General features: G+C 71.4%; 15 protein-coding genes. 6 read left to right on the plus strand and 9 right to left on the minus strand.

Annotated features, from left to right (window positions below):
- The first annotated feature begins 8 nt into the window (after positions 1 to 8).
- Genes ACWD3E_RS22715 through ACWD3E_RS22725 form a run of 3 tightly spaced genes read left to right on the plus strand, consistent with a single transcriptional unit; the run spans position 9 to position 4653 of the window.
- Complete coding sequence (locus ACWD3E_RS22715; protein ID WP_451389344.1) at positions 9 to 404, plus strand: DUF742 domain-containing protein; 396 nt, start codon at positions 9 to 11, stop codon at positions 402 to 404.
- Positions 405 to 428: 24 nt separating this feature from the next.
- On the plus strand, positions 429 to 4067 hold the full coding sequence (locus ACWD3E_RS22720) for a hydantoinase B/oxoprolinase family protein (RefSeq protein WP_451389345.1): 3639 nt from the start codon (positions 429 to 431) through the stop codon (positions 4065 to 4067).
- Entirely contained in the window at positions 4048 to 4653 is a 606-nt protein-coding gene (locus tag ACWD3E_RS22725) for a GTP-binding protein (RefSeq protein WP_451389346.1), read from the plus strand. Before ACWD3E_RS22720 ends, ACWD3E_RS22725 begins: the two co-directional genes overlap by 20 nt.
- A 98-nt stretch (positions 4654 to 4751) precedes the next feature.
- Here ACWD3E_RS22725 and glpK read toward each other — a convergent pair whose 3' ends face one another.
- The 5 genes from glpK to ACWD3E_RS22750 all read right to left on the minus strand — a co-directional run bounded on the left by glpK (position 4752) and on the right by ACWD3E_RS22750 (position 10911).
- Complete coding sequence (gene glpK / locus ACWD3E_RS22730) at positions 4752 to 6272, minus strand: glycerol kinase GlpK (protein WP_451389347.1); 1521 nt, start codon at positions 6270 to 6272, stop codon at positions 4752 to 4754.
- Between the two features lie 124 nt (positions 6273 to 6396).
- On the minus strand, positions 6397 to 7146 hold the full coding sequence (locus tag ACWD3E_RS22735) for an MIP/aquaporin family protein (protein WP_451389348.1): 750 nt from the start codon (positions 7144 to 7146) through the stop codon (positions 6397 to 6399).
- Between the two features lie 349 nt (positions 7147 to 7495).
- Complete coding sequence (locus ACWD3E_RS22740; RefSeq protein WP_451389349.1) at positions 7496 to 9145, minus strand: EAL domain-containing protein; 1650 nt, start codon at positions 9143 to 9145, stop codon at positions 7496 to 7498.
- 132 nt (positions 9146 to 9277) lie between these two features.
- On the minus strand, positions 9278 to 10468 hold the full coding sequence (locus ACWD3E_RS22745) for a lipid-transfer protein (RefSeq protein WP_451389350.1): 1191 nt from the start codon (positions 10466 to 10468) through the stop codon (positions 9278 to 9280).
- Positions 10465 to 10911 (minus strand): Zn-ribbon domain-containing OB-fold protein, encoded by a 447-nt coding sequence (locus ACWD3E_RS22750; protein WP_451389351.1) that lies wholly within the window; start codon positions 10909 to 10911, stop codon positions 10465 to 10467. Before ACWD3E_RS22750 ends, ACWD3E_RS22745 begins: the two co-directional genes overlap by 4 nt.
- 165 nt (positions 10912 to 11076) lie before the next feature.
- On the opposite strand from ACWD3E_RS22750, the gene ACWD3E_RS22755 reads away from it, so the two are divergent.
- Positions 11077 to 11610 carry an NUDIX domain-containing protein gene (locus ACWD3E_RS22755; protein WP_451389352.1) on the plus strand — a complete coding sequence of 178 codons (534 nt, stop codon included), beginning with the start codon at positions 11077 to 11079 and terminating at the stop codon, positions 11608 to 11610.
- Positions 11611 to 11620: 10 nt separating this feature from the next.
- Here ACWD3E_RS22755 and ACWD3E_RS22760 read toward each other — a convergent pair whose 3' ends face one another.
- Positions 11621 to 13981 carry a glycoside hydrolase family 31 protein gene (locus ACWD3E_RS22760; RefSeq protein WP_451389353.1) on the minus strand — a complete coding sequence of 787 codons (2361 nt, stop codon included), beginning with the start codon at positions 13979 to 13981 and terminating at the stop codon, positions 11621 to 11623.
- 214 nt (positions 13982 to 14195) lie between these two features.
- Here ACWD3E_RS22760 and ACWD3E_RS22765 point away from each other — a divergent pair, with 214 nt between their 5' ends.
- Both ACWD3E_RS22765 and ACWD3E_RS22770 read left to right on the plus strand, forming a co-directional pair.
- A complete protein-coding gene (locus ACWD3E_RS22765) occupies positions 14196 to 16163 on the plus strand; it encodes an acetoacetate--CoA ligase (RefSeq protein WP_451389354.1) in 1968 nt (655 codons plus the stop codon).
- A 128-nt stretch (positions 16164 to 16291) separates the two neighbouring features.
- Positions 16292 to 17185 (plus strand): hypothetical protein, encoded by an 894-nt coding sequence (locus tag ACWD3E_RS22770; protein ID WP_451389355.1) that lies wholly within the window; start codon positions 16292 to 16294, stop codon positions 17183 to 17185.
- A gap of 69 nt (positions 17186 to 17254) precedes the next feature.
- Here ACWD3E_RS22770 and ptsP read toward each other — a convergent pair whose 3' ends face one another.
- The 3 genes from ptsP to ACWD3E_RS22785 all read right to left on the minus strand — a co-directional run.
- On the minus strand, positions 17255 to 18925 hold the full coding sequence (gene ptsP, locus ACWD3E_RS22775) for a phosphoenolpyruvate--protein phosphotransferase (protein ID WP_451389356.1): 1671 nt from the start codon (positions 18923 to 18925) through the stop codon (positions 17255 to 17257).
- A gap of 78 nt (positions 18926 to 19003) precedes the next feature.
- Positions 19004 to 19453 carry a PTS sugar transporter subunit IIA gene (locus ACWD3E_RS22780; RefSeq protein WP_451389357.1) on the minus strand — a complete coding sequence of 150 codons (450 nt, stop codon included), beginning with the start codon at positions 19451 to 19453 and terminating at the stop codon, positions 19004 to 19006.
- A 212-nt stretch (positions 19454 to 19665) separates the two neighbouring features.
- The coding region (locus ACWD3E_RS22785; RefSeq protein WP_451389358.1) for a hypothetical protein at positions 19666 to 19861 on the minus strand (196 nt) is incomplete at its 5' end.

The raw sequence follows: 19861 nt of genomic DNA on the forward strand, positions 1-19861 counted from the left end.
GGGATGACATGAGCGGAGACGGTCAGGAAACAAGCCACTGGTTCGACGACGAGGCCGGACCGGTCGTCCGTCCGTACGCCATGACGCGTGGCCGCACCACGAGTGCGGCCCAGCACCGCCTCGATGTGATCGCGGTGGTCGTCATCGAACCCCACGCGGGTGATCCGGAGGCGGACCAGACGCTGTCCCCGGAGCACGTGGACATCGTCGGACTCTGCCGTACCGCCCCGCAGTCGGTCGCCGAACTCGCCGCGGAACTCGATCTGCCGATCGGCGTGGTCCGCGTGCTCATCGGCGACCTCGTGAACGCCGAACTCGTCCATGTCTCGCGCCCGGTCCCCCCGGCCGAGCTGCCGGACGAGAGTATTCTGCGCGACGTGATCAACGGCCTCCGGGCGCTGTGACCGGCGCGGAAGCGGAGTAGTGACGTGACAGGCTGGCAGTTCTGGGTCGATCGAGGCGGCACCTTCACCGACGTCGTCGCGCGTCGCCCTGACGGCCGGCTGCTCACGCACAAGCTGCTGTCCGACAACCCCGCACGCTACGCCGACGCGGCCGTCGCTGGAGTACGCGAACTCCTCGACGGCTCGACGGAGCCCATCGACGCCGTCCGCATGGGCACGACGGTCGCCACCAACGCGCTGCTCGAACGGAAGGGCGAGCGCACCCTCCTGGTGATCACCCAGGGCTTCCGCGACGCCCTGCGCATCGCCTACCAGAACCGCCCCCGCATCTTCGCCCGCCGTATCGAACTGCCCGAGCTGCTCTACGAGCGGGTCGTCGAGGCGGACGAACGTGTCGCCGCCGACGGCACGGTCCTGCGCGCCCCCGACCTGGACGCCCTGGCGGGCCCGCTCCAGCAGGCGTACGACGACGGGATCCGCGCGGTCGCCGTCGTCTGCCTGCACAGCCACCTGTACCCCGCCCACGAGCGGGCCATCGGCGACCTCGCCGCCCGCACCGGCTTCGCACAGATCTCGCTTTCCAGCGAGGTCAGCCCGCTGATGAAACTCGTACCGCGCGGGGACACCGCCGTCGTGGACGCCTACCTGTCGCCCGTGCTGCGCCGCTACGTGCGGCACGTCGCGGACGAACTCCAGGGCGTGCGGCTGATGTTCATGCAGTCCAACGGCGGGCTGGCGGAGGCCGGACAGTTCCGCGGAAAGGACGCCATCCTCTCCGGGCCGGCCGGCGGCATCGTCGGCATGGCCCGCATGTCGCAGCGCGCGGGCTTCGGCCGCGTCATCGGCTTCGACATGGGAGGCACCTCCACCGACGTCTCGCACTTCGCCGGCGAGTACGAGCGGGTCTTCACCACCCAGATCGCGGGGGTCCGGCTGCGCGCCCCCATGCTGGACATCCACACCGTCGCGGCCGGCGGCGGCTCCGTCCTGCACTTCGACGGCTCCCGCTACCGCGTCGGCCCCGACTCGGCGGGCGCCGACCCCGGCCCCGCCTGCTACCGCGCGGGCGGCCCGCTCACCGTCACCGACGCCAACGTGATGCTCGGCCGCATCCAGCCCGAGCACTTCCCCGCGGTGTTCGGGCCGGACGGCGACCAGCCCCTCGACTCCGCTCTGGTCCGCGACCGCTTCGGCGCCCTCGCGCGCGAGATCCGCGAGCGCACCGGCGACGACCGCACCCCGGAGCAGGTGGCCGAGGGCTACCTGCAGATCGCCGTCGCCAACATCGCCAACGCCGTGAAGCGGATCTCCGTCCAGAAGGGCCACGACGTCACCCGCTACGCCCTCACCACCTTCGGCGGGGCGGGTGGCCAGCACGCGTGCAGGGTCGCCGACTCGCTCGGCATCCGCACCGTCCTCGTGCCCCCGATGGCCGGTGTCCTCTCCGCGCTCGGCATCGGCCTCGCCGACACCACCGCCATGCGCGAACAGTCCGTCGAGGCACCCCTGGACGCCGCCTCGATGCCGGGCGTCCGCGAGACGGCCGACGACCTGGAGGCCGCCGCGCGTGACGAACTCCTCGCCGAGGACGTCCCGGAGGACCGCATCCAGGTCACCCGCCGTGCTCAGCTGCGCTACGACGGCACCGACACCACCCTCACCACCGAGCTGGCCGAGCCCGGCACCATGAGGCACGCCTTCGAAGAACGTCATCGCGCCACGTACTCCTTCACCCTCGACCGCCCGATCGTCGTCGAAGCCCTCTCCGTCGAAGCCACCGGCATCACCGCACCCCCCGATCTCTCCGCCCTCGCCCCTTACGAGGGCCACCCGGCCGCCCCCGGCACCGTCCGTCTCCACACCGGTGGCGCCTGGCGCGACGTACCCCTCCACCGCCGCGAGGCCCTTCCTCCCGGCGAGACCGTCACCGGCCCCGCGATCATCACGGAGGCCGGCGCGACGACCGTCGTCGACGACGGCTGGCGGGCCGCGGCGACCGACGACGGGCATCTGGTCATGGAACGCGCGGCGATTACGGAGAGTTCCGATATCGGCACAAGAGCCGACCCGGTTCTGCTGGAGGTCTTCAACAACCTCTTCATGTCGATCGCCGAACAGATGGGCGCCCGGCTGGAGTCCACGGCCCAGTCCGTCAACATCAAGGAACGGCTGGACTTCTCCTGCGCCCTGTTCGACCCGGACGGAAACCTGGTGGCCAATGCCCCCCACATCCCCGTCCACCTGGGCTCCATGGGCACCAGCGTCAAGGAGGTCATCCGCCGCCGCGGCGCCTCGATGCGGCCCGGCGACACCTACGCCGTCAACGACCCGTACCACGGCGGCACGCACCTGCCGGACGTCACCGTGATCACCCCCGTCTTCGACGCCGACTCCGCGACCGGCACGGAGAGTGAGCCGAAGATCCTCTTCTACGTGGCCTCGCGCGGCCATCACGCCGAGATCGGCGGCATCGCCCCGGGCTCCATGCCCGCCCACAGCGGCACCATCGAGGAGGAGGGCGTCCTCTTCGACAACTGGCTGCTCGCGCAGAACGGCCGGCTCCGCGAGGAGGAGACCCGCCGCCTGCTCGCCGAGGCGCCCTACCCCTCCCGCAACGTGCCCACCAACCTCGCCGACCTGCGGGCGCAGATCGCCGCCAACCAGAAGGGCGTGGACGAAGTCGCCCGCATGATCGAGGAGTTCGGCCTCGACGTCGTCCAGGCCTACATGCGGCACGTCCAGGACAACGCGGAGGAGGCGGTCCGCCGCGTCATCGACGCGCTGGAGGACGGGGAGTACGCCTACGAGACCGACGCGGGCGCCGTCATCCGCGTCCGCGTGCGCGTCGACCGCACCGAGCGCCGCGCGACCATCGACTTCACGGGCACCTCCCCACAGCTCGCCACCAACTTCAACGCCCCCTTCGCGGTGGTCAACGCGGCCGTGCTGTACGTCTTCCGTACCTTGGTCGCCGACGACATCCCGCTCAACGACGGCTGTCTGCGCCCCCTGGACATCGTCGTGCCGCCCGGGTCCATGCTCGCACCCGAGCCTCCCGCCGCCGTCGTCGCCGGCAACGTCGAGACGTCCCAGGCCATCACCGGCGCCCTGTACGCCGCGCTCGGAGTCCAGGCCGAGGGCTCCGGAACCATGAACAATGTCAGCTTCGGCAACGAGCGCCACCAGTACTACGAGACCGTCGCCTCCGGATCGGGCGCAGGCGACGGTTTCCCCGGCGCCGACGTCGTCCAGACCCACATGACCAACTCCCGGCTCACCGACCCCGAAGTCCTGGAGTGGCGCCTGCCCGTCAGGCTGGAGGAGTTCACCGTCCGGCGGGGCAGCGGCGGCACCGGACGCTGGCGCGGCGGGAACGGCGCCCTCAGGCGCATCCGCTTCCTCGAACCCATGACCGTCTCCACCCTCTCCCAGCACCGCCGCGTCCCGCCGTACGGCATGGCGGGCGGCAGCCCCGGCGGGCTCGGCGCCAACCGGGTGGAGCGAGCCGACGGCACGGTCACCGACCTCGGCGCGAGCGGTTCGGCGGACGTCGGCCCCGACGACGTACTCGTCATCGAAACCCCAGGTGGCGGCGGCTACGGCCGACCGTCGACCGACCCCCATGAAGCAGGAGAAGAGATCGATGATCTGCGGGCGTTCTGAGCGAGCCACGCCTCCGGTCGAGCCCGTCACCCTCAAGATCCTGGTGGCCGGCGGCTTCGGTGTGGGCAAGACGACCCTCGTCGGCGCGGTCAGCGAGATCAGGCCGCTGCGCACCGAGGAGTCGCTCACCGAGGCCGGGCGGCCGGTCGACGACACCAGCGGTGTGGAGGGCAAGAGCACCACCACCGTGGCCATGGACTTCGGGCGCATCACCCTGCGCGAGGACCTGGTGCTGTACCTGTTCGGCACGCCCGGGCAGCAACGGTTCTGGTTCATGTGGGACGAGCTGTCCGAGGGCGCGCTCGGTGCCGTCGTGCTCGCCGACACGCGCCGCCTGGAGGACTGCTTCGCCGCCGTCGACTACTTCGAGAGGCGCTCCATACCCTTCGTCGTGGGCGTCAACTGCTTCGAGGGAGCCGACCGTTACCCGGCCGCCTCGGTCCGCCAGGCCCTAGACCTGGACGCCGACGTGCCCGTCGTGCTGTGCGACGCCCGCGACCGGGAGTCCGTCAAGGAAGTGCTCATCGGCGTCGTCCAGCATGCGATGAATTACGTGGCCGACCGCCGCCAGGCCGCCATGAGCTGACCGGCGCGCACGGCCCGTACCCCCGCCGACCGGGGTACGGGCCGTGGTCCTGTGAGGGCGCCCACGCGCGCGTGGGCGCGACGTTCGGCGCGCGGCGCCTACGCCTCGCCCTCGTCGAGCCAGCCGAAGCTCTTCTCCACGGCCTTGCGCCAGTTGCCGTACTCACGGTCGCGCACGGACGCCTCCATCGCCGGTGTCCACTCCACGTCCTTCTGCCAGTGCGACTTCAGTTCGTCGAGGTCGTTCCACACGCCCGTCGCCAGACCGGCCGCGTACGCGGCGCCCAGGCAGGTGGTCTCGGACACCCGGGGGCGGATCACAGGTACGCCGAGGACGTCCGCCTGGTGCTGCATGAGCAGGTTGTTCCTGGTCATGCCGCCGTCCACCTTCAGGGTGGTGATCCGGACCCCGGAGTCCTGGTACATGGCGTCCACGACCTCCCGGGTCTGCCAGCTCGTCGCCTCCAGCACCGCGCGCGCGAGATGCGCCTTCGTGACGTACCGCGTCAGCCCGGTGACGACCCCGCGCGCGTCGGAGCGCCAGTAGGGCGCGAACAGACCGGAGAAGGCGGGCACGATGTAGGCGCCGCCGTTGTCCTCGACGCTCGCCGCGAGCGGCTCGATCTCGTCGGCGCTGCGGATGATCCCGAGCTGGTCGCGGAACCACTGCACCAGCGCGCCCGTTATCGCTATGGACCCCTCCAGGCAGTACACCGGCGCCTCGGTGCCGATCTTGTAGCCCATCGTCGTCAGCAGCCCGTTCTTGGACGGCACCGGCCGGTCGCCGGTGTTGAGCAGCAGGAAACTCCCGGTGCCGTAGGTGTTCTTCGCGTTGCCGACGTCGTAGCAGGCCTGCCCGAACACAGCGGCCTGCTGGTCGCCCAGCGCCGAGGCCACGGGCACCCCGGCGAGCTGCCCGACGGCGGTGCCGTACACCTCGGCAGAGGACCTGATCTCGGGCAGGACCGCCTCGGGGACGTTCATGGCGGAGAGGATGGAGGTGTCCCACTGGAGGGTTTCGAGGTTCATCAGCATGGTGCGGCCGGCGTTCGTGACGTCGGTGACGTGCCGGCCGTCGTCCGTGCCGCCGGTGAGGTTCCAGATCAGCCAGGAGTCGATGGTTCCGAAGGCGATCTCGCCGCGTTCGGCCCGCTCCCTGAGGCCAGGCACGTGGTCCAGCAGCCAGGCCGCCTTGGGCCCGGAGAAGTAACTGGCCAGCGGCAGCCCGGTCTGCTCGCGGAAGCGGTCCTGGCCGTCCGTGCCGCCCAGTTCGTGGCACAGGGCCGCGGTGCGGGTGTCCTGCCAGACGATGGCGTTGTGCACGGGCTTGCCCGTGGCGCGGTCCCACAGGACCGTCGTCTCCCGCTGGTTGGTGATGCCGAGCGCGCTCAGCTGGTCCGCGCGCAGCCGGGCCTTGGCGAGCGCACCGGCCACCACGGCCTGCACCTTGGACCAGATCTCGGTGGCGTCGTGCTCCACCCAGCCCGGCTTCGGGAAGATCTGGCGGTGCTCGCGCTGGTCGACGGCGACGATCGCGCCGCCGTGGTCGAAGATGATGCAGCGGCTGGACGTGGTGCCCTGGTCGATGGCGGCGACGTACTTCTCGGCTGTGTCCGTCATGGCTGTCCCTGGGTCGCTGGGTCGGGTCGCTGTGGGTCGGGGTGCGGGACGGGCGGACCACGGGGGCATTGCACCGTGCCGCACCGAGCCGCGCAGTCTGAGCCGCGCCGTCCGCGTAGCGCTGTCAGAAGGCCGCGTTGTAGACGAGGCCCGCGAGCACTGCGCCGATCAGCGGGCCGACGACGGGGATCCAGGCGTAACCCCAGTCGGACGTGCCCTTGTTCGGGATCGGCAGGAAGTGGTGCACGACGCGCGGGCCGAGGTCACGGGCAGGGTTGATGGCGTAGCCGGTGGGCCCGCCGAGGGAGAGCCCGATGCCGGTGACGAGCAGCGAGACGATCAGTACGGTGGTGCCGGACTCGCCGAGCCCCTTGACCAGCCCGAAGGCGAGGATCGGCAGCACGAGCGCGACCGTCGCGATGATCTCCGTGATCAGGTTGGCGACCGGGTTCCGGATCTCCGGAATGGTGGAGAAGATGCCGAGCGTGGGCACGGGTTCGTCGTCGCTGCCCTCGGTCGTGCCCTCCGTGCGGACGTTGGCCTGGAACTGGGCGAGGTAGACCAGGTAGGCGAGAACGGCGCCGAGCATGGCGCCGATGATCTGGCCCAGCAGGTACACCCAGACCTTGCCCCACTTGCCGGTGTCCACGGCGATGCCGATGGTGACCGCGGGGTTCAGCTGCCCGCCGGAGAGGGGAGCGGCGGTGTACGCGCCCGCGAGCACCCCGAAGCCCCAGCCGAACGCGATCACGATCCAGCCCGAGGCTCGCGCCTTCGAGTGCCTGAGGGTGACGGCGGCGCAGACACCGGCACCGAAGAGGATCAGGATCGCGGTGCCGATGACTTCGCCGACGAATATGTCTCCGTTGCTCATGGCGGCTCCCTAGGCGTCGGCTCGGGGCGGTCGGCCCCGGCCCTGCGTGCAGGAACGGTTCCCTTGGCGACTTCAGCCGAAGGCAGGGAGGGTCCGCGCCCCGCCCGGCGTCGATGACGAGCGTGCCGTCGCAGCCGGAATCGCCTGAGGAGAACGGGACGTGGAGCAGGGCAGATCCATGGCGTAGTGCCTGATAACGCCGAGAATGTACGGCGATGTCGGCTGACACCGGGAAGTGTTCACCGGCGTCCGGGGGGCGTCAAGGTCGTCGACGGCAACGGTGACAGCGACTCACCTGACGCCCTGTTACCCAGGAGGCGCCACGACGAACGTATACGGGAGGGCCCGTTCACCAACCCGGCTCGGCCGCGGCGTAGCCCGCCTGGGCGGGCGCCGTGCCGGAACCGCGCCGCACCTCGTGCCCCGGGACCCCCGCGCGCCCGAACACCCAGCTGGCGCCGTCCAGTGCCTTCGCCACCTTCTTCAGGGGGGCGAGATGGGAGGCGGCCTGGCGGTGGTCGGCCACGCTGCCCGGTCCGCACACGACGGTCGCCAGGGACAGCGTGACCGGCCGGCCGTCGGCCGACCAGGAGGCGTCGAGTACCGCTGCGACCAGCGCGTCGAGCGCTTCCTCGTCGGCCAGCACCAGGAAGTCGTCGCCGCCGATGTGGCCCACGCGCGCGTGCTCCGGGACGGCCTGCTGCAGCACCCGCCCGACCGAGCGGATCAGCTCGTCGCCCGCCGCGAACCCGGCGCCGTCGTTGACCTGTTTGAAGTGGTCGATGTCCAGCCAGCTGAGCGCGAACGGCCGGCCGTCCGCGATCCGCCGGTCCACCTCGTTGGTGATCGCGTCCGAACCGGGCAGCCGGGTCAGCGGATTGAGCCCCGCGGCCTCCTCCACCCGGCTCTCGGCCAGCGCCCGCACGAGGTCCGCGAGCCGTACGACGCCCACGCACCGGCCATGGCGGTCGACCACCGCCACGTCGTCCGACGTACGCTCCCGGCCGCCGATCGCGACGACGTCCAGCACCTCCCAGGCGGTCGCGTCGACGCCGACCGTGCGCGGCGCGTCGCCCAGTTTGAACGCCGGGCGGTCCGCGTACAGGGCGTGCCCGTAGCGCCCGGACATGGACAGCAGGAAGCGGGAGCGGTGGACCGACCGGACGGGCACCCCGAACTGGTCCACCAGCAGCACCCCGGAGACGTCCGGCGAGCCGGTCAGCAGCGCCCGTACCTGCCCGGCCGAGGCGGTGACCGGCAGGACGGCGGCGGGGCGCACGAACTCCCGCACCGAGGGCCCGGAGCGGGGCATGGCCATGGAGCCGGCGGAGCCGGGCGGAACGTACACGTCCGTGGCGGGAATCCGGGCCGGCGGCGCGAACAGCTCGCCCTGAGCCAGCTGGGCGCCCGCCGACACTGCCGTCGCGCACTGCAGTTCGGACTCCACACCCTCCACCGCCACCAACGCCCCCAGCTGTTCGCACAGCGTGCGCATGGCCCGGACCGCGGCCGGCCGCGTCAGCAGCGAGGCGTCGAGCTTGACCACCTCGGGGGAGAGGTCGGTGAGCAGCCTCAGGGGCACATCCCCCTCCCCGATTCCGTCCGCGCTGATCCGGAAGCCCTGGTCGCGCAGTGCGGCCACCGCCTCCAGCAGCGCCCGCTGGGGCACATGGGTGTAGGGCGGCACGATGTCGAGCGTCACCTCCCAGGGCAGGCGCCCCGCCGCGCGTACGGCGTCGTGCAGCGGGGTGAGTCCGCCCAGGTCGGCGAGCGTGGCCGCGAACACGTTGAGGTGCAGCGGCAGTAGCGTCTCCTTGCGTGTCGCCGCGCGGAGCGCCAACACGGTCAGTCTGGCGTCGAGTTCGGGGTCCCGACGGGCTTCGGCCAGTATGTCGCCGGATTCCGGGCGGGCAAGTGTCTCCAGTGCGGCGACCGCGCCCGTCCTCAGGTTGACGACGGGTTGGAAGGCGAAGCGGAGAGTATCCGTCCAGGAGTGCACGGGAGCATGATTGCGCTGCCCGCGTACGCCCAGGCGCAGTTCATGAGACGTTCACGCAGGATTCCGGGCTGGTCACACAGCGTCGAAAACCTCATGAGCCCCACCTGCCGCACGCCTCCTCGCCGACTCCGGTCAGCGCAACGCGACAACCGCCGATCCATGCCCGAACAGTCCCTGGTTGGCGGTGATCCCCACGCGGGCCCCGGCGACCTGACGTGCGCCTGCCGCCTCCCTCAACTGCCAGGTCACCTCGCAGACCTGGGCGATGGCCTGAGCCGGGACGGCCTCCCCGAAGGAGGCGAGCCCGCCACTGGCGTTCACCGGTATACGGCCCGTGACGCCCGTCGCGCCCTCCCGCAGGAGCTTGGCCCCCTCGCCCTCACCGCACAGACCGAGATCCTCGTACCACTGCAACTCCAGGGCGGTGGTCAGGTCGTACACCTCCGCCAGGGACAGTTCCTCGGGGCCGATGCCCGCCTCCTCGTACGCGGCCCGGGCGATGGACGCCCGGAAGGTCTCGTCCGGCGGCGGAACCGCGACGGCGGAATCCGTGGCGATGTCCGGCAGGTCCAGCACCGTGTTCGGGAAGCACGGGGTCACCGTCGACACCGCCCGTATCCGCACCGGCCGGGCCGCCCCGTGCCGGTGCGCGAAGTCCATGCTCGACAGCACCAGGGCGGCACCGCCGTCGGAGGTCGCGCAGATGTCGAGCAGCCGCAGCGGATCGGCGACCACCGCGGAAGCGGCGACCTCCTCGGCGCTCACCCGCTTGCGGTAGCGCGCACGCGGATTGAGCGCCCCCAGGGCGGCGTTCTTCACCTTGACCAGCGCGAAGTCCTCGAGGGTGTCCCCGTGCACGGCCATCCGTCGCCGCGCGTACAGCCCGAAGTACGCCGGATTCGTTGCGCCCAGCAGCCGGAAGCGCAGCCAGTCCGGATCCTCGGGACGGTCTCCGCCCGCGGGCCGGAAGAACCCCTTGGGTGCGGCGTCGGCCCCCACCACCAGCACCACGTCCGCGAGCCCGGCGAGGATCTGCGCCCGCGCGGTGGCGATCGCCTGCGCCCCGGACGCACAGGCCGCGTACACGCTGGCGACCCGCGCGCCCTGCCAGCCCAGGGCCTTCGCGAACGTCGCCCCCGCCACATACCCGGGATACCCGCCACGCACCGTGTCCGCGCCCACGATCGAGCGGATGTCCCGCCAGTCGAGGCCGGCGTCCGCGAGGGCCGCGCGGGCCGCCGTCGCCCCGTACTCCACGAAGTCGCGCCCCCATTTGCCCCAGGGGTGCATGCCCACCCCGAGCACCGCCACGTCCGCCGTCATGCCGTCACCCCCTTCGGCCGCCAGTTCCAGGTCGTCCAGGCCGTCCCCGCGTCCTCGTGCAACACACCGGGGACGACCTCCACCTCCCTGCCCACTGTCAGTTCGGCGACGGTGACCCCGGGAGCCGCCTGTCCCAGCACCACGATCCGCTCGGCTGCCAGCTCCACAGCGATCAACGCGTACGGCTCCCACGGAAGTTCCGGATCGCTCACATAGGGTGACGGAGGGCGGTACCGGCTGTCGGTGTACGACCAGATCCGTCCCGTGCGGGACAGCGCGATCTCCTCCAGGGCGCCGCCCGGACAGTGCGGGTTGCGGCAGTGGGCGTCCTCGCGCGGGAAGAACACCGTGGCGCAGGAGGAGCAGCGGGTGCCCAGGAGCCGGAAGTCGTCCCCGTCGCCGGTGAACCAGCCGGCGACCGCGGGCGTTCGTTTGCGCGACACATTGCCTCCCCGCAAGCGATCTGACGATGTGTCAGAAGTGTGCCACGGGCGAGCGGAAAAGGGCAGGCCGTCCCGGCGAACCGAACGGGGGCGCGCCCGGACCCGTCAATCCCTGTCATCTTGCTTCCGGAAGAAGTCCTTCCTGTGATCGGATACAGTCCGCGCGTGTCCGAAACTCAGCACTCAACTGCCAACTCCGCGCCCGACTCCCACTGTTCGAGCTGCGGAGCGCCCTATGGAGAGGGCGTCTCCGGCTGGCCGCGCACCTGCCCCTCCTGCGGCACCATCGCCTACCGCAACCCGCTGCCGGTCGCGATCGCGCTCCAGCCCGTGTACGACACCAAGGGCACCGCCCTGGTCGTCATCACCCGAACCATCGCCCCCGTGCGCGGGGGCACGGCTCTGCCCGGCGGTTACATCGACGACCGGGAGGACTGGAAGCAGGCCGTCGTCCGCGAACTCAAGGAGGAGACGGGCATCGACGCCGCCCCCCGCGATGTACGGCTCGTGGACGCCATGAGTTCGCCCGACGGGCATCTGCTGCTGTTCGGACTCCTCCCTGAACGTCCGGCCGATGCCCTCCCGCCGTCCGGCCCCACCGACGAGACCGAGGGCTGGCAGCTGCTGCGCAGGCCCGAGGAACTCGCCTTCCCGCTGCACACCGTGGCCGTCAAGGCATGGTTCGAAGGCCGGTACTGAGCCCCACCGCTCAGCCGAGCCCTCGCACACGCACCGGGTAGGACGGTTCCGTCGCGCCGTCCTCCCGCTCCCGCGTGACCACCACCCGCCGGCCCTGCCAGCGGGCGACGTAGCGCTCGATCTCCGGCTCGTCCCACCCGTCGCCCGCGTCCGGCACGACCAGCCCGCCGCCCGTACGCCCCCGCGCGGGCGCCCACACCTCGAGCTCCAGCCCGCCGTCCGCCCCGCGCACGGGCACCACGGCACCCGCCCGCGCCAGCACCGGTATCCGGGACAGCGGCGCGTCGAGCAGCACCTGCCCCGGACCCTCGTACGCCTCCTCCGTCACCGTGTCGTACCAGCGGCCCCGCGGCAGCTGCACGGCACGCCGGTCGGCACCCGGATCCAGCACCGGAGCCACCAGAAGGCCGTCACCCAGCAGGAAAGCGTCCTCGCAGTCGCGCAGCGCGCGATCCTCCGGAGCCCTCCACCACAGGGGCCGCACATAGGGCGCACCGGTCCGCCGGGCCAGCTGCGCCAGCGTCATGAAGTACGGCAGCAGCCGCCGGCGTCCGAGCAGCGCCACGCGCGCGTGCTCCAGCACCTCGGCACCGAACTCCCACGGCTCCCTGCGCCCCGCCCGCAGACTCGCATGCGTCCGGAACAACGGCAGATAGGCACCCAGCTGGAACCACCGCAGGTACAGCTCCGGCGACGGACTGCCGTCGAATCCGCCCACGTCCGGCCCCGAGTACGGCACCCCGCACAGCCCGAGCCCCAGGACGAGCGACAGTGACGCGCGTAGCCCCGGCCAGCCCGTCGCCACGTCCCCCGACCACGTGCCTCCGTAGCGCTGCATCCCCGCCCAGCCGGAGCGGGAGAACAGGAACGGCCGCTCGTGCGGAGACAGCTCGCGCAGCCCCTCGTAGCCCGCCCTCGCCATGCACAGCGCATACACGTTGTGCGCCTCCCGGTGGTCGCCGCCGCGGCCCTCCAGGGCGTGCCGCGTCGAACGCGGCAACGTCGGCTCACCGAACGCGTTGAACGACACCGGTTCGTTCATGTCATGCCAGAAGCCCGCGAAACCCTGCCCCAGCCGCTCCTCGTAGAGCCCGCCCCACCACTTGCGCACCCGCGCGTGCGTGAAGTCCGGGTACACCGACTCCCCGGCCCACACCACACCCCGCACCGTCCGTCCCGAGGCGTCCCGCGCGAACGCGTCCACGGCCGAACCGCTGTCGTAGACCGCATTGCCGGGCTCGGCCTTCACCGCGGGGTCGACGATGGACACCAGCCGGATCCCGTCCCGGCGCAGCTCCTCCGCGAGCGCGGGCAGCTTCGGGTAGTGCTCCTGGTCGACCGTGAACACCTGATGGTCCTCGTAGTGGTCGATGTCCAGGTGGACGGCGTCGAGCGGCAGACCGCGCTCCCGGTAGCCCGAAACGATCCGGCGCACCTCCTGCTCGCTGCCGAAACCCCACCGCGCGTGATGATGGCCGAGCGCCCACGCGGGCGGCACCGCGGGTGCCCCGGTCAGCGACGCCCACGTGTGCAGCACGCGCGCGGGAGTGCCCACCACCACCCAGCAGCGCAGCGGACCGCCGTCCATCCGCACCTCGCAGCGCCCCGCCCGGTCGTGCCCGGACCCGGCTCCCTCCTCGCCCTCGCGCAGGGTCACCGTGCCGTCCCACGAGGTGTCGTGGAACACCAGATGCGCGGCGGCGTCGGCCACCACCAGCTGCACCGGCATGGTCAGATACAGCGGATCGTCGCCCGGCCCGAACGCCCGGCCCGGATCGGTGTTCCACAGCCGGTACATGCCGTCCCGCAGCCGGGGCCCGCCGGCGCGCCCGCCCAGGCCGAAGAACCGGGCGTCCGCCGCCACTTCCGAGCGCTGCATCCACCGCGCCTCACCCCCGCCGACCGGCTCCCACCAGCGCGGCGGCATGTCCCGGCGCAGGGTCACCCCACCGGGCGTGCACACCTGCACCGCGCCGTGCCGCGAGACGACGACCGTCACCCGCTCGGCGACGACCCGCCAGCCGCCGTCCTTGTCCGGCTCCAGCACCGTCCGCGGATCCGGCTCGGGACAGCTCCCGGCGAGCGCGTACGACGGCTCCGGACCCGCCCCGTCCCAGCCCCAGAAGACGGCACCGTTGACCGCCACGGTGATCCGCAGCTCCGACCGGCCGAAGCGGATCAGACCGCCCCCGGGCCCAGGCTCCACCTCCCGCACCTGCCCCGGCACCCGCGCCCGCTCGGCCCCTCGCGGCGGCAGCCCGGCCGCGTCGATACGCCTCCTGCGCCACGCTGCCCTTACGGTGCGCAACCCCCCAGCCGCCTTTCCCGAACCGACCACACTCACCGAACGCACCAGGTCACGACCGTCCATGCTGCTCACCCTGCCACTGACCGCCCCACGCGCGCGTGTCGTTCAACTGCCGTTCACCCGTGCTGGGTCCACATCTTCACGACACGGACTATGTGAGGCGCACCCTGGTGTAGAAGTCGATCACATGGCATCGTCCCTGTCAGCCGCGTCACGCGCACACCCCAGCCCGTGCGCGGACCGACGCACACGACGCGCACAGCCCGGGAGCCGCCCCATGTCGACCGCGAACCCCCAGCCGCTCTGGCAGCCCGATCCCGAGCGGATCGCCCAGGCACGCATCACCCAGTTCCAGGCCTGGGCCGCCGAGCACCACGGCGCCCCCGCCGAGGGCGGGTACCCGGCCCTGCACCGGTGGTCCGTCGACCAGCTCGAGACCTTCTGGAAGGCCGTCACCGAGTTCTTCGACGTACGGTTCTCGACCCCCTACGCGCGCGTACTCGGCGACCGCTCGATGCCGGGCGCCCACTGGTTCCCCGGCTCCACCCTCAACTACGCCGAGCACGCCCTGCGCGCCGCGGCCGGCCGCGAGGACGAACCCGCCCTCCTGCACGTCGACGAGACCCACGAGCCGCGCCCGGTGAGCTGGTCCGAACTGCGCCGTCAGGTCGGCTCCCTGGCCGCCGAACTCCGCAAGCTCGGCGTCCGCCCCGGCGACCGCGTCAGCGGCTACCTCCCCAACATCCCCGAGGCCGTCGTCGCCCTCCTCGCCACGGCAGCCGTGGGCGCCGTCTGGACCTCCTGCGCCCCCGACTTCGGAGCCCGCAGCGTCCTCGACCGCTTCCAGCAGGTCGAACCCGTCGTCCTTTTCACCGTCGACGGCTACCGCTACGGCGGCAAGGAGCACGACCGCCGCGAGATCGTCGCCGAGCTGCGCCGCGAGCTGCCCACCCTGCGTGCCGTCGTGCACATCCCGCTCCTGGGCACCGAGGCACCCGAGGGCGCCCTGGACTGGCCGGCACTGACCGCGGCCGACACCGAGCCCGTCTTCGAACAGGTCCCGTTCGACCACCCCCTGTGGGTGCTGTACTCGTCCGGCACCACCGGCCTGCCCAAGGCCATCGTCCAGTCCCAGGGCGGCATCCTCGTCGAGCACCTCAAGCAGCTCGGCCTGCACTGCGACCTGGGCCCCGAGGATCGTTTCTTCTGGTACACCTCGACCGGCTGGATGATGTGGAACTTCCTCGTCTCCGGCCTGCTCACCGGAACGACGATCGTCCTGTACGACGGCAGCCCCGGCTACCCCGACACCGGAGCCCAGTGGCGCATCGCCGAGCGCACCGGAGCCACGCTCTACGGCACCTCGGCCGCCTACGTCATGGCTTGCCGCAAGGCAGGCGTGCACCCCTCCCGCGACTTCGACCTCTCCAAGGTCAAGTGCGTCGCCACCACCGGCTCACCCCTGCCGCCCGACGGATTCCGCTGGCTCCACGACGAGGTCCGCGACGACCTGTGGATCGCCTCCGTCAGCGGGGGCACCGACGTCTGCTCCTGTTTCGCCGGAGCCGTACCGACCCTCCCCGTGTACACCGGCGAACTCCAGGCGCCCGGCCTCGGCACCGGCCTGCAGTCCTGGGACCCCAGCGGCAAGCCCCTCGTGGACGAGGTGGGCGAGCTGGTCGTCACCAACCCCATGCCCTCCATGCCGATCCACTTCTGGAACGACCCCGACGGCAGCCGCTACCACGACAGCTACTTCGACACCTACCCCGGCGTCTGGCGCCACGGCGACTGGATCACCCTGACCTCGCGCGGCACGGTGATCATCCACGGCCGCTCCGACTCCACCCTCAACCGGCAGGGCGTCCGCATGGGCTCGGCCGACATCTACGAGGTGGTCGAGCGCCTCCCCGAGATCAAAGAATCCCTCGTCATCGGCATCGAACAGCCCGACGGCGGCTACTGGATGCCGCTGTTCGTCCACCTCGCCCCGGGCGCCGCCCTGGACGAGGCACTCCTGACCCGCATCAAGCAGGCCATTCGCGAACAGCTCTCACCACGCCACGTCCCCGACGAGGTCATCGAGGTCCCCGGCATCCCGCACACCCTCACCGGAAAGCGCATCGAGGTCCCGGTCAAGCGGCTCCTGCAGGGCACCCCGCTGGAGAAGGCCGTCAACCCCGGCTCCATCGACAACCTCTCCCTGCTCGGCTTCTACGAGGAACTGGCCCGCAAACGCGCCTGACCCGTCCCCGGCCACAACCGGCCCTGGACCTCGCCGAACACCGTGGCGAGGTCCAGGGCCGGACCCGTTGTCAGTGCCGCCGGTTACGGTGAGTGAGCATTGATCGACTGCGCGACTGGGGGAGAAACATGGCGCACACCGACCACTCGACCATGCGACGCGTCCTGCGCCGCGAAATCGCCGGCACCATCGGCCTGCTCACCGACGAGCATGACTTCCGCGCGATGCGGCGCTACCGCAGCTTCACCTTCGACGACCATCCCACCTACCTCCAGCAGGTGGAGGCCCTGCTCAAGGCACGCGCCGCACAGGGCAGCCACACCACACTCGCCCTGTTCGACCCAGAGGAATACGCCGAATTCTGCGCGGGCACGGGACTCGACCCCGAGGCACCGGCGAGCCGGACCCGCTTCACCGCGGAACTCGCGGCCACCGGAGCCACCATCCCCTACGACGGCCGCCCCCTCGCCATGCTTCTGCCCGTCCTCGTGGACGAGGCCGTACGCCAGGCCACCTGGGAGTACGCCACCACCCTGCTGACCCGCCTGGGACCCTGCCCCACCTGCGGCGAGGACATCGGCCGCGCGGCCTTCACCCGCGCCTCCGACCTCCTCATCCGCATCCTCGACACGGCCCCGCCCGGCGACCGGCACCTCGTCTGCAGCGTCTCGGGACCACCGGAAACCCTCATCTCCGTCCTGCACGGCGACCGGGACGGCGAAGACAACACCTGCCTCGACGAAGCCGAAGTCCTGGAATTCACCAGCGTCCTCGCCCTCGGACTCGCGACCCGCAGCCCGGGCGGCCTCGTCATCCGCATCAGCGCGCCAGGTACGGCCGACCGGGTGTACGGCTGGCGGCTGCGCGGAGGCCACCTCGAACCCCTCACCGCCTCCGAGGTCTTCGACGCCTACTGCACCGACGCCGAATCGGGCGACCTCATCTCCCCGGAGTCAGGCGTCGACTACTGCGCGCCACCCGGCCTCGGAGAGGAGGACACGGCACCGGGGCACCGCCACTGAACGCAGCAGGGGCGCCCCACCCGAAGGAGGGACGCCCCTGAACCCGGCAGACCGGGCGCACCGCTACGACTACTCGCCGGACAGTACCGCCTGAGCCGCGCTGCGCGCCTCGTCGGCGCTGTCCACGGCACGAGCAGCCGCGGCGGCCCGCTCGCACTGGGCCAGCGTGTACTTCGCCAGCGTCGCCCGGACATAAGGAATCGACGCCGCACCCATGGACAGGGAGGTGACACCCAGACCGGTCAGCACACATGCCAGCAGCGGGTCGGACGCGGCCTCGCCGCACACACCGCAGCTCTTGCCCTCGGCCCTGGCCGCCTCGGCGGACAGGGCGACCAGGTCGAGCAGCGCGGGCTGCCACGGGTCCTGCAGCCGCGCCACCGCACCCACCTGCCGGTCCGCCGCGAACGTGTACTGCGCGAGGTCATTGGTCCCCAGCGACAGGAACTCGACCTCCTGCAAGATCGACCGCGCCCGCAGCGCGGCCGACGGGATCTCCACCATCGCGCCGAACTTCGCCCGCAGCCCTGCGGCACGGCAGGCGTCCGCGAACGCCTTGGCGTCGGTACGGTCCGCCACCATGGGCGCCATGACCTCGAGGTAGACGGGCAGCCCCTCGGCGGCCTTCGCCAGCGCGGTCAACTGCGTGCGCAGGATCTCTGGGTGGTCGAGCAGCGTCCGCAGACCCCGCACGCCGAGCGCCGGGTTCGGCTCGTCCGCCGGCGTCAGGAAGTCGAGCGGTTTGTCCGCACCCGCGTCCAGCACCCGTACGACGACCCGGCCCTCGGGGAACGCCTCCAGCACCTGGCGGTAGGCCTCGACCTGCTTCTCCTCGGACGGCGCGCTCTTGCTGTCGTCCAGGAACAGGAACTCGGTACGGAACAGACCGACACCCTCGGCCCCGGCCTCCACGGCGGCCGGCACATCCACCGGCCCGCCCACGTTGGCCAGCAGCGGCACCTTGTGCCCGTCGGCGGTGGCACCTGGCCCGATCGAGGCGGCCAGCGCCGCCTTGCGCTCGGCCGCCGCGGCCTCCAGCTGGGCCTTCTTCTCGGCGCTCGGGTTCACGAAGACATCGCCGGTGCTGCCGTCCACGGCGATCACCGTGCCCTCCGCCAGCTCAACGGCACCCGGCAGCGCCACGACCGCGGGTACGCCGAGCGCCCGCGCGAGGATCGCGCTGTGGCTGGTCGGCCCACCCTCCTCGGTGACGAAACCGAGCACGAGGGCCGGGTCCAGCAGCGCCGTGTCCGCCGGCGCGAGATCGCGCGCCACGAGTACATAGGGCTCGTCACTGTCCGGGACACCGGGCATGGGCACCCCGAGCAGCCGGGCGACGATACGGTTCCGCACGTCATCGAGGTCGGCCACGCGACCGGCGAGGTACTCACCGGCCCCGGCCAGCAGCTCACGGTAGGCCGCGAACGCGTCGTACACGGCGCGCTCCGCCGTGCTGCCGACGGCGATCCGCCGGTCCACGTCCGCCATCAGCTCGGGGTCCTGGGCCATCATGGCCTGCGCCTCGAGCACCGCCTGAGCCTCGCCGCCCGCCAGGTTGCCGCGCGCCATCAGGTCGGCCGCCACCGCGTCGACGGCCTGACGGGCGCGCCCCTGCTCGCGCCCCGCCTCCTCCGCCGGGATCTGCTTCGCCGGCGGCTCCAGCACCGCGGTTCCCATGTGCCGGACCTCGCCGATCGCCACGCCGTGGCTCACGCCGACGCCTTGCAGCGTTGTCTCCATCTCACCCGTCTCCGATAGTGCGGCAGAGCCCGCCGCCGCGATGGTTGTCGTGTTCGCCGCCGTAGGACGGCACTGCCGTCAGTTCCAGGCGAAGAGGCTGTCGCCGGCCTTCACGTCGCCACTGTCACGGAGATCGGAGAGGGACTCGGCCGTGGCCTCGAGTGCGACGATCGGGCAAATGGCGGACTTGCCCGCGGCCTCCACGGCGGTGGGGTCCCAGCGCACGATGCTCTGACCGCGCGTGACGGTGTCGCCCTTGCTGACGAGCAGCTCGAAGCCCTCGCCGTTGAGCTGGACGGTGTCGATGCCGAGATGGGTGAGCACGCCGTGGCCATGCGCGTCGACCACGACGAAGGCGTGCGGGTGCAGGGAGACGATGACGCCGTCGACGGGCGACACCGCCTCGGAGGGCTCACGTACGGGGTCGATCGCGGTGCCCGGGCCGACCATGGCCCCGGAGAAGACCGGATCCGGCACGGCGGCCAGTCCGATGGCGCGTCCAGCGAGCGGGGACGTCACGGTGGTCATGGGAAGCCTCCCAGGAGTGGAGCTGCACAGGGCGCCGTCACTGACGGTCCCGGACGGCACACTGAGCAGCAGGGTATGTCAGATGAAGTGGCCGTTCCGTATGGAAGCTACCACCTAGTGGTCTAGACCACCAACCCCATCGATTTGCACGCGCTTCACGGTTCCGTGTACAGTCGTACTCCTGCTTGAGACGGAGCGACGCGAAAGCGCCATCACTCAGCAGCACCCAAACTCGTCAGATCCTTTCTCGGGGTCGCCTTCTGCATGTCTGCAGAGGAGTGGTCAGAGAGAGGGAAAAACCCTGATAGAGTTTGAAACACCGAAGGGAAGCCCGGAGGAAAGCCCGAGAGGGTGAGTACAAAGGAAGCGACCGTTCCTTGAGAACTCAACAGCGTGCCAAAAATCAAC

The organism is Streptomyces sp. NPDC002676 (assembly GCF_053592455.1).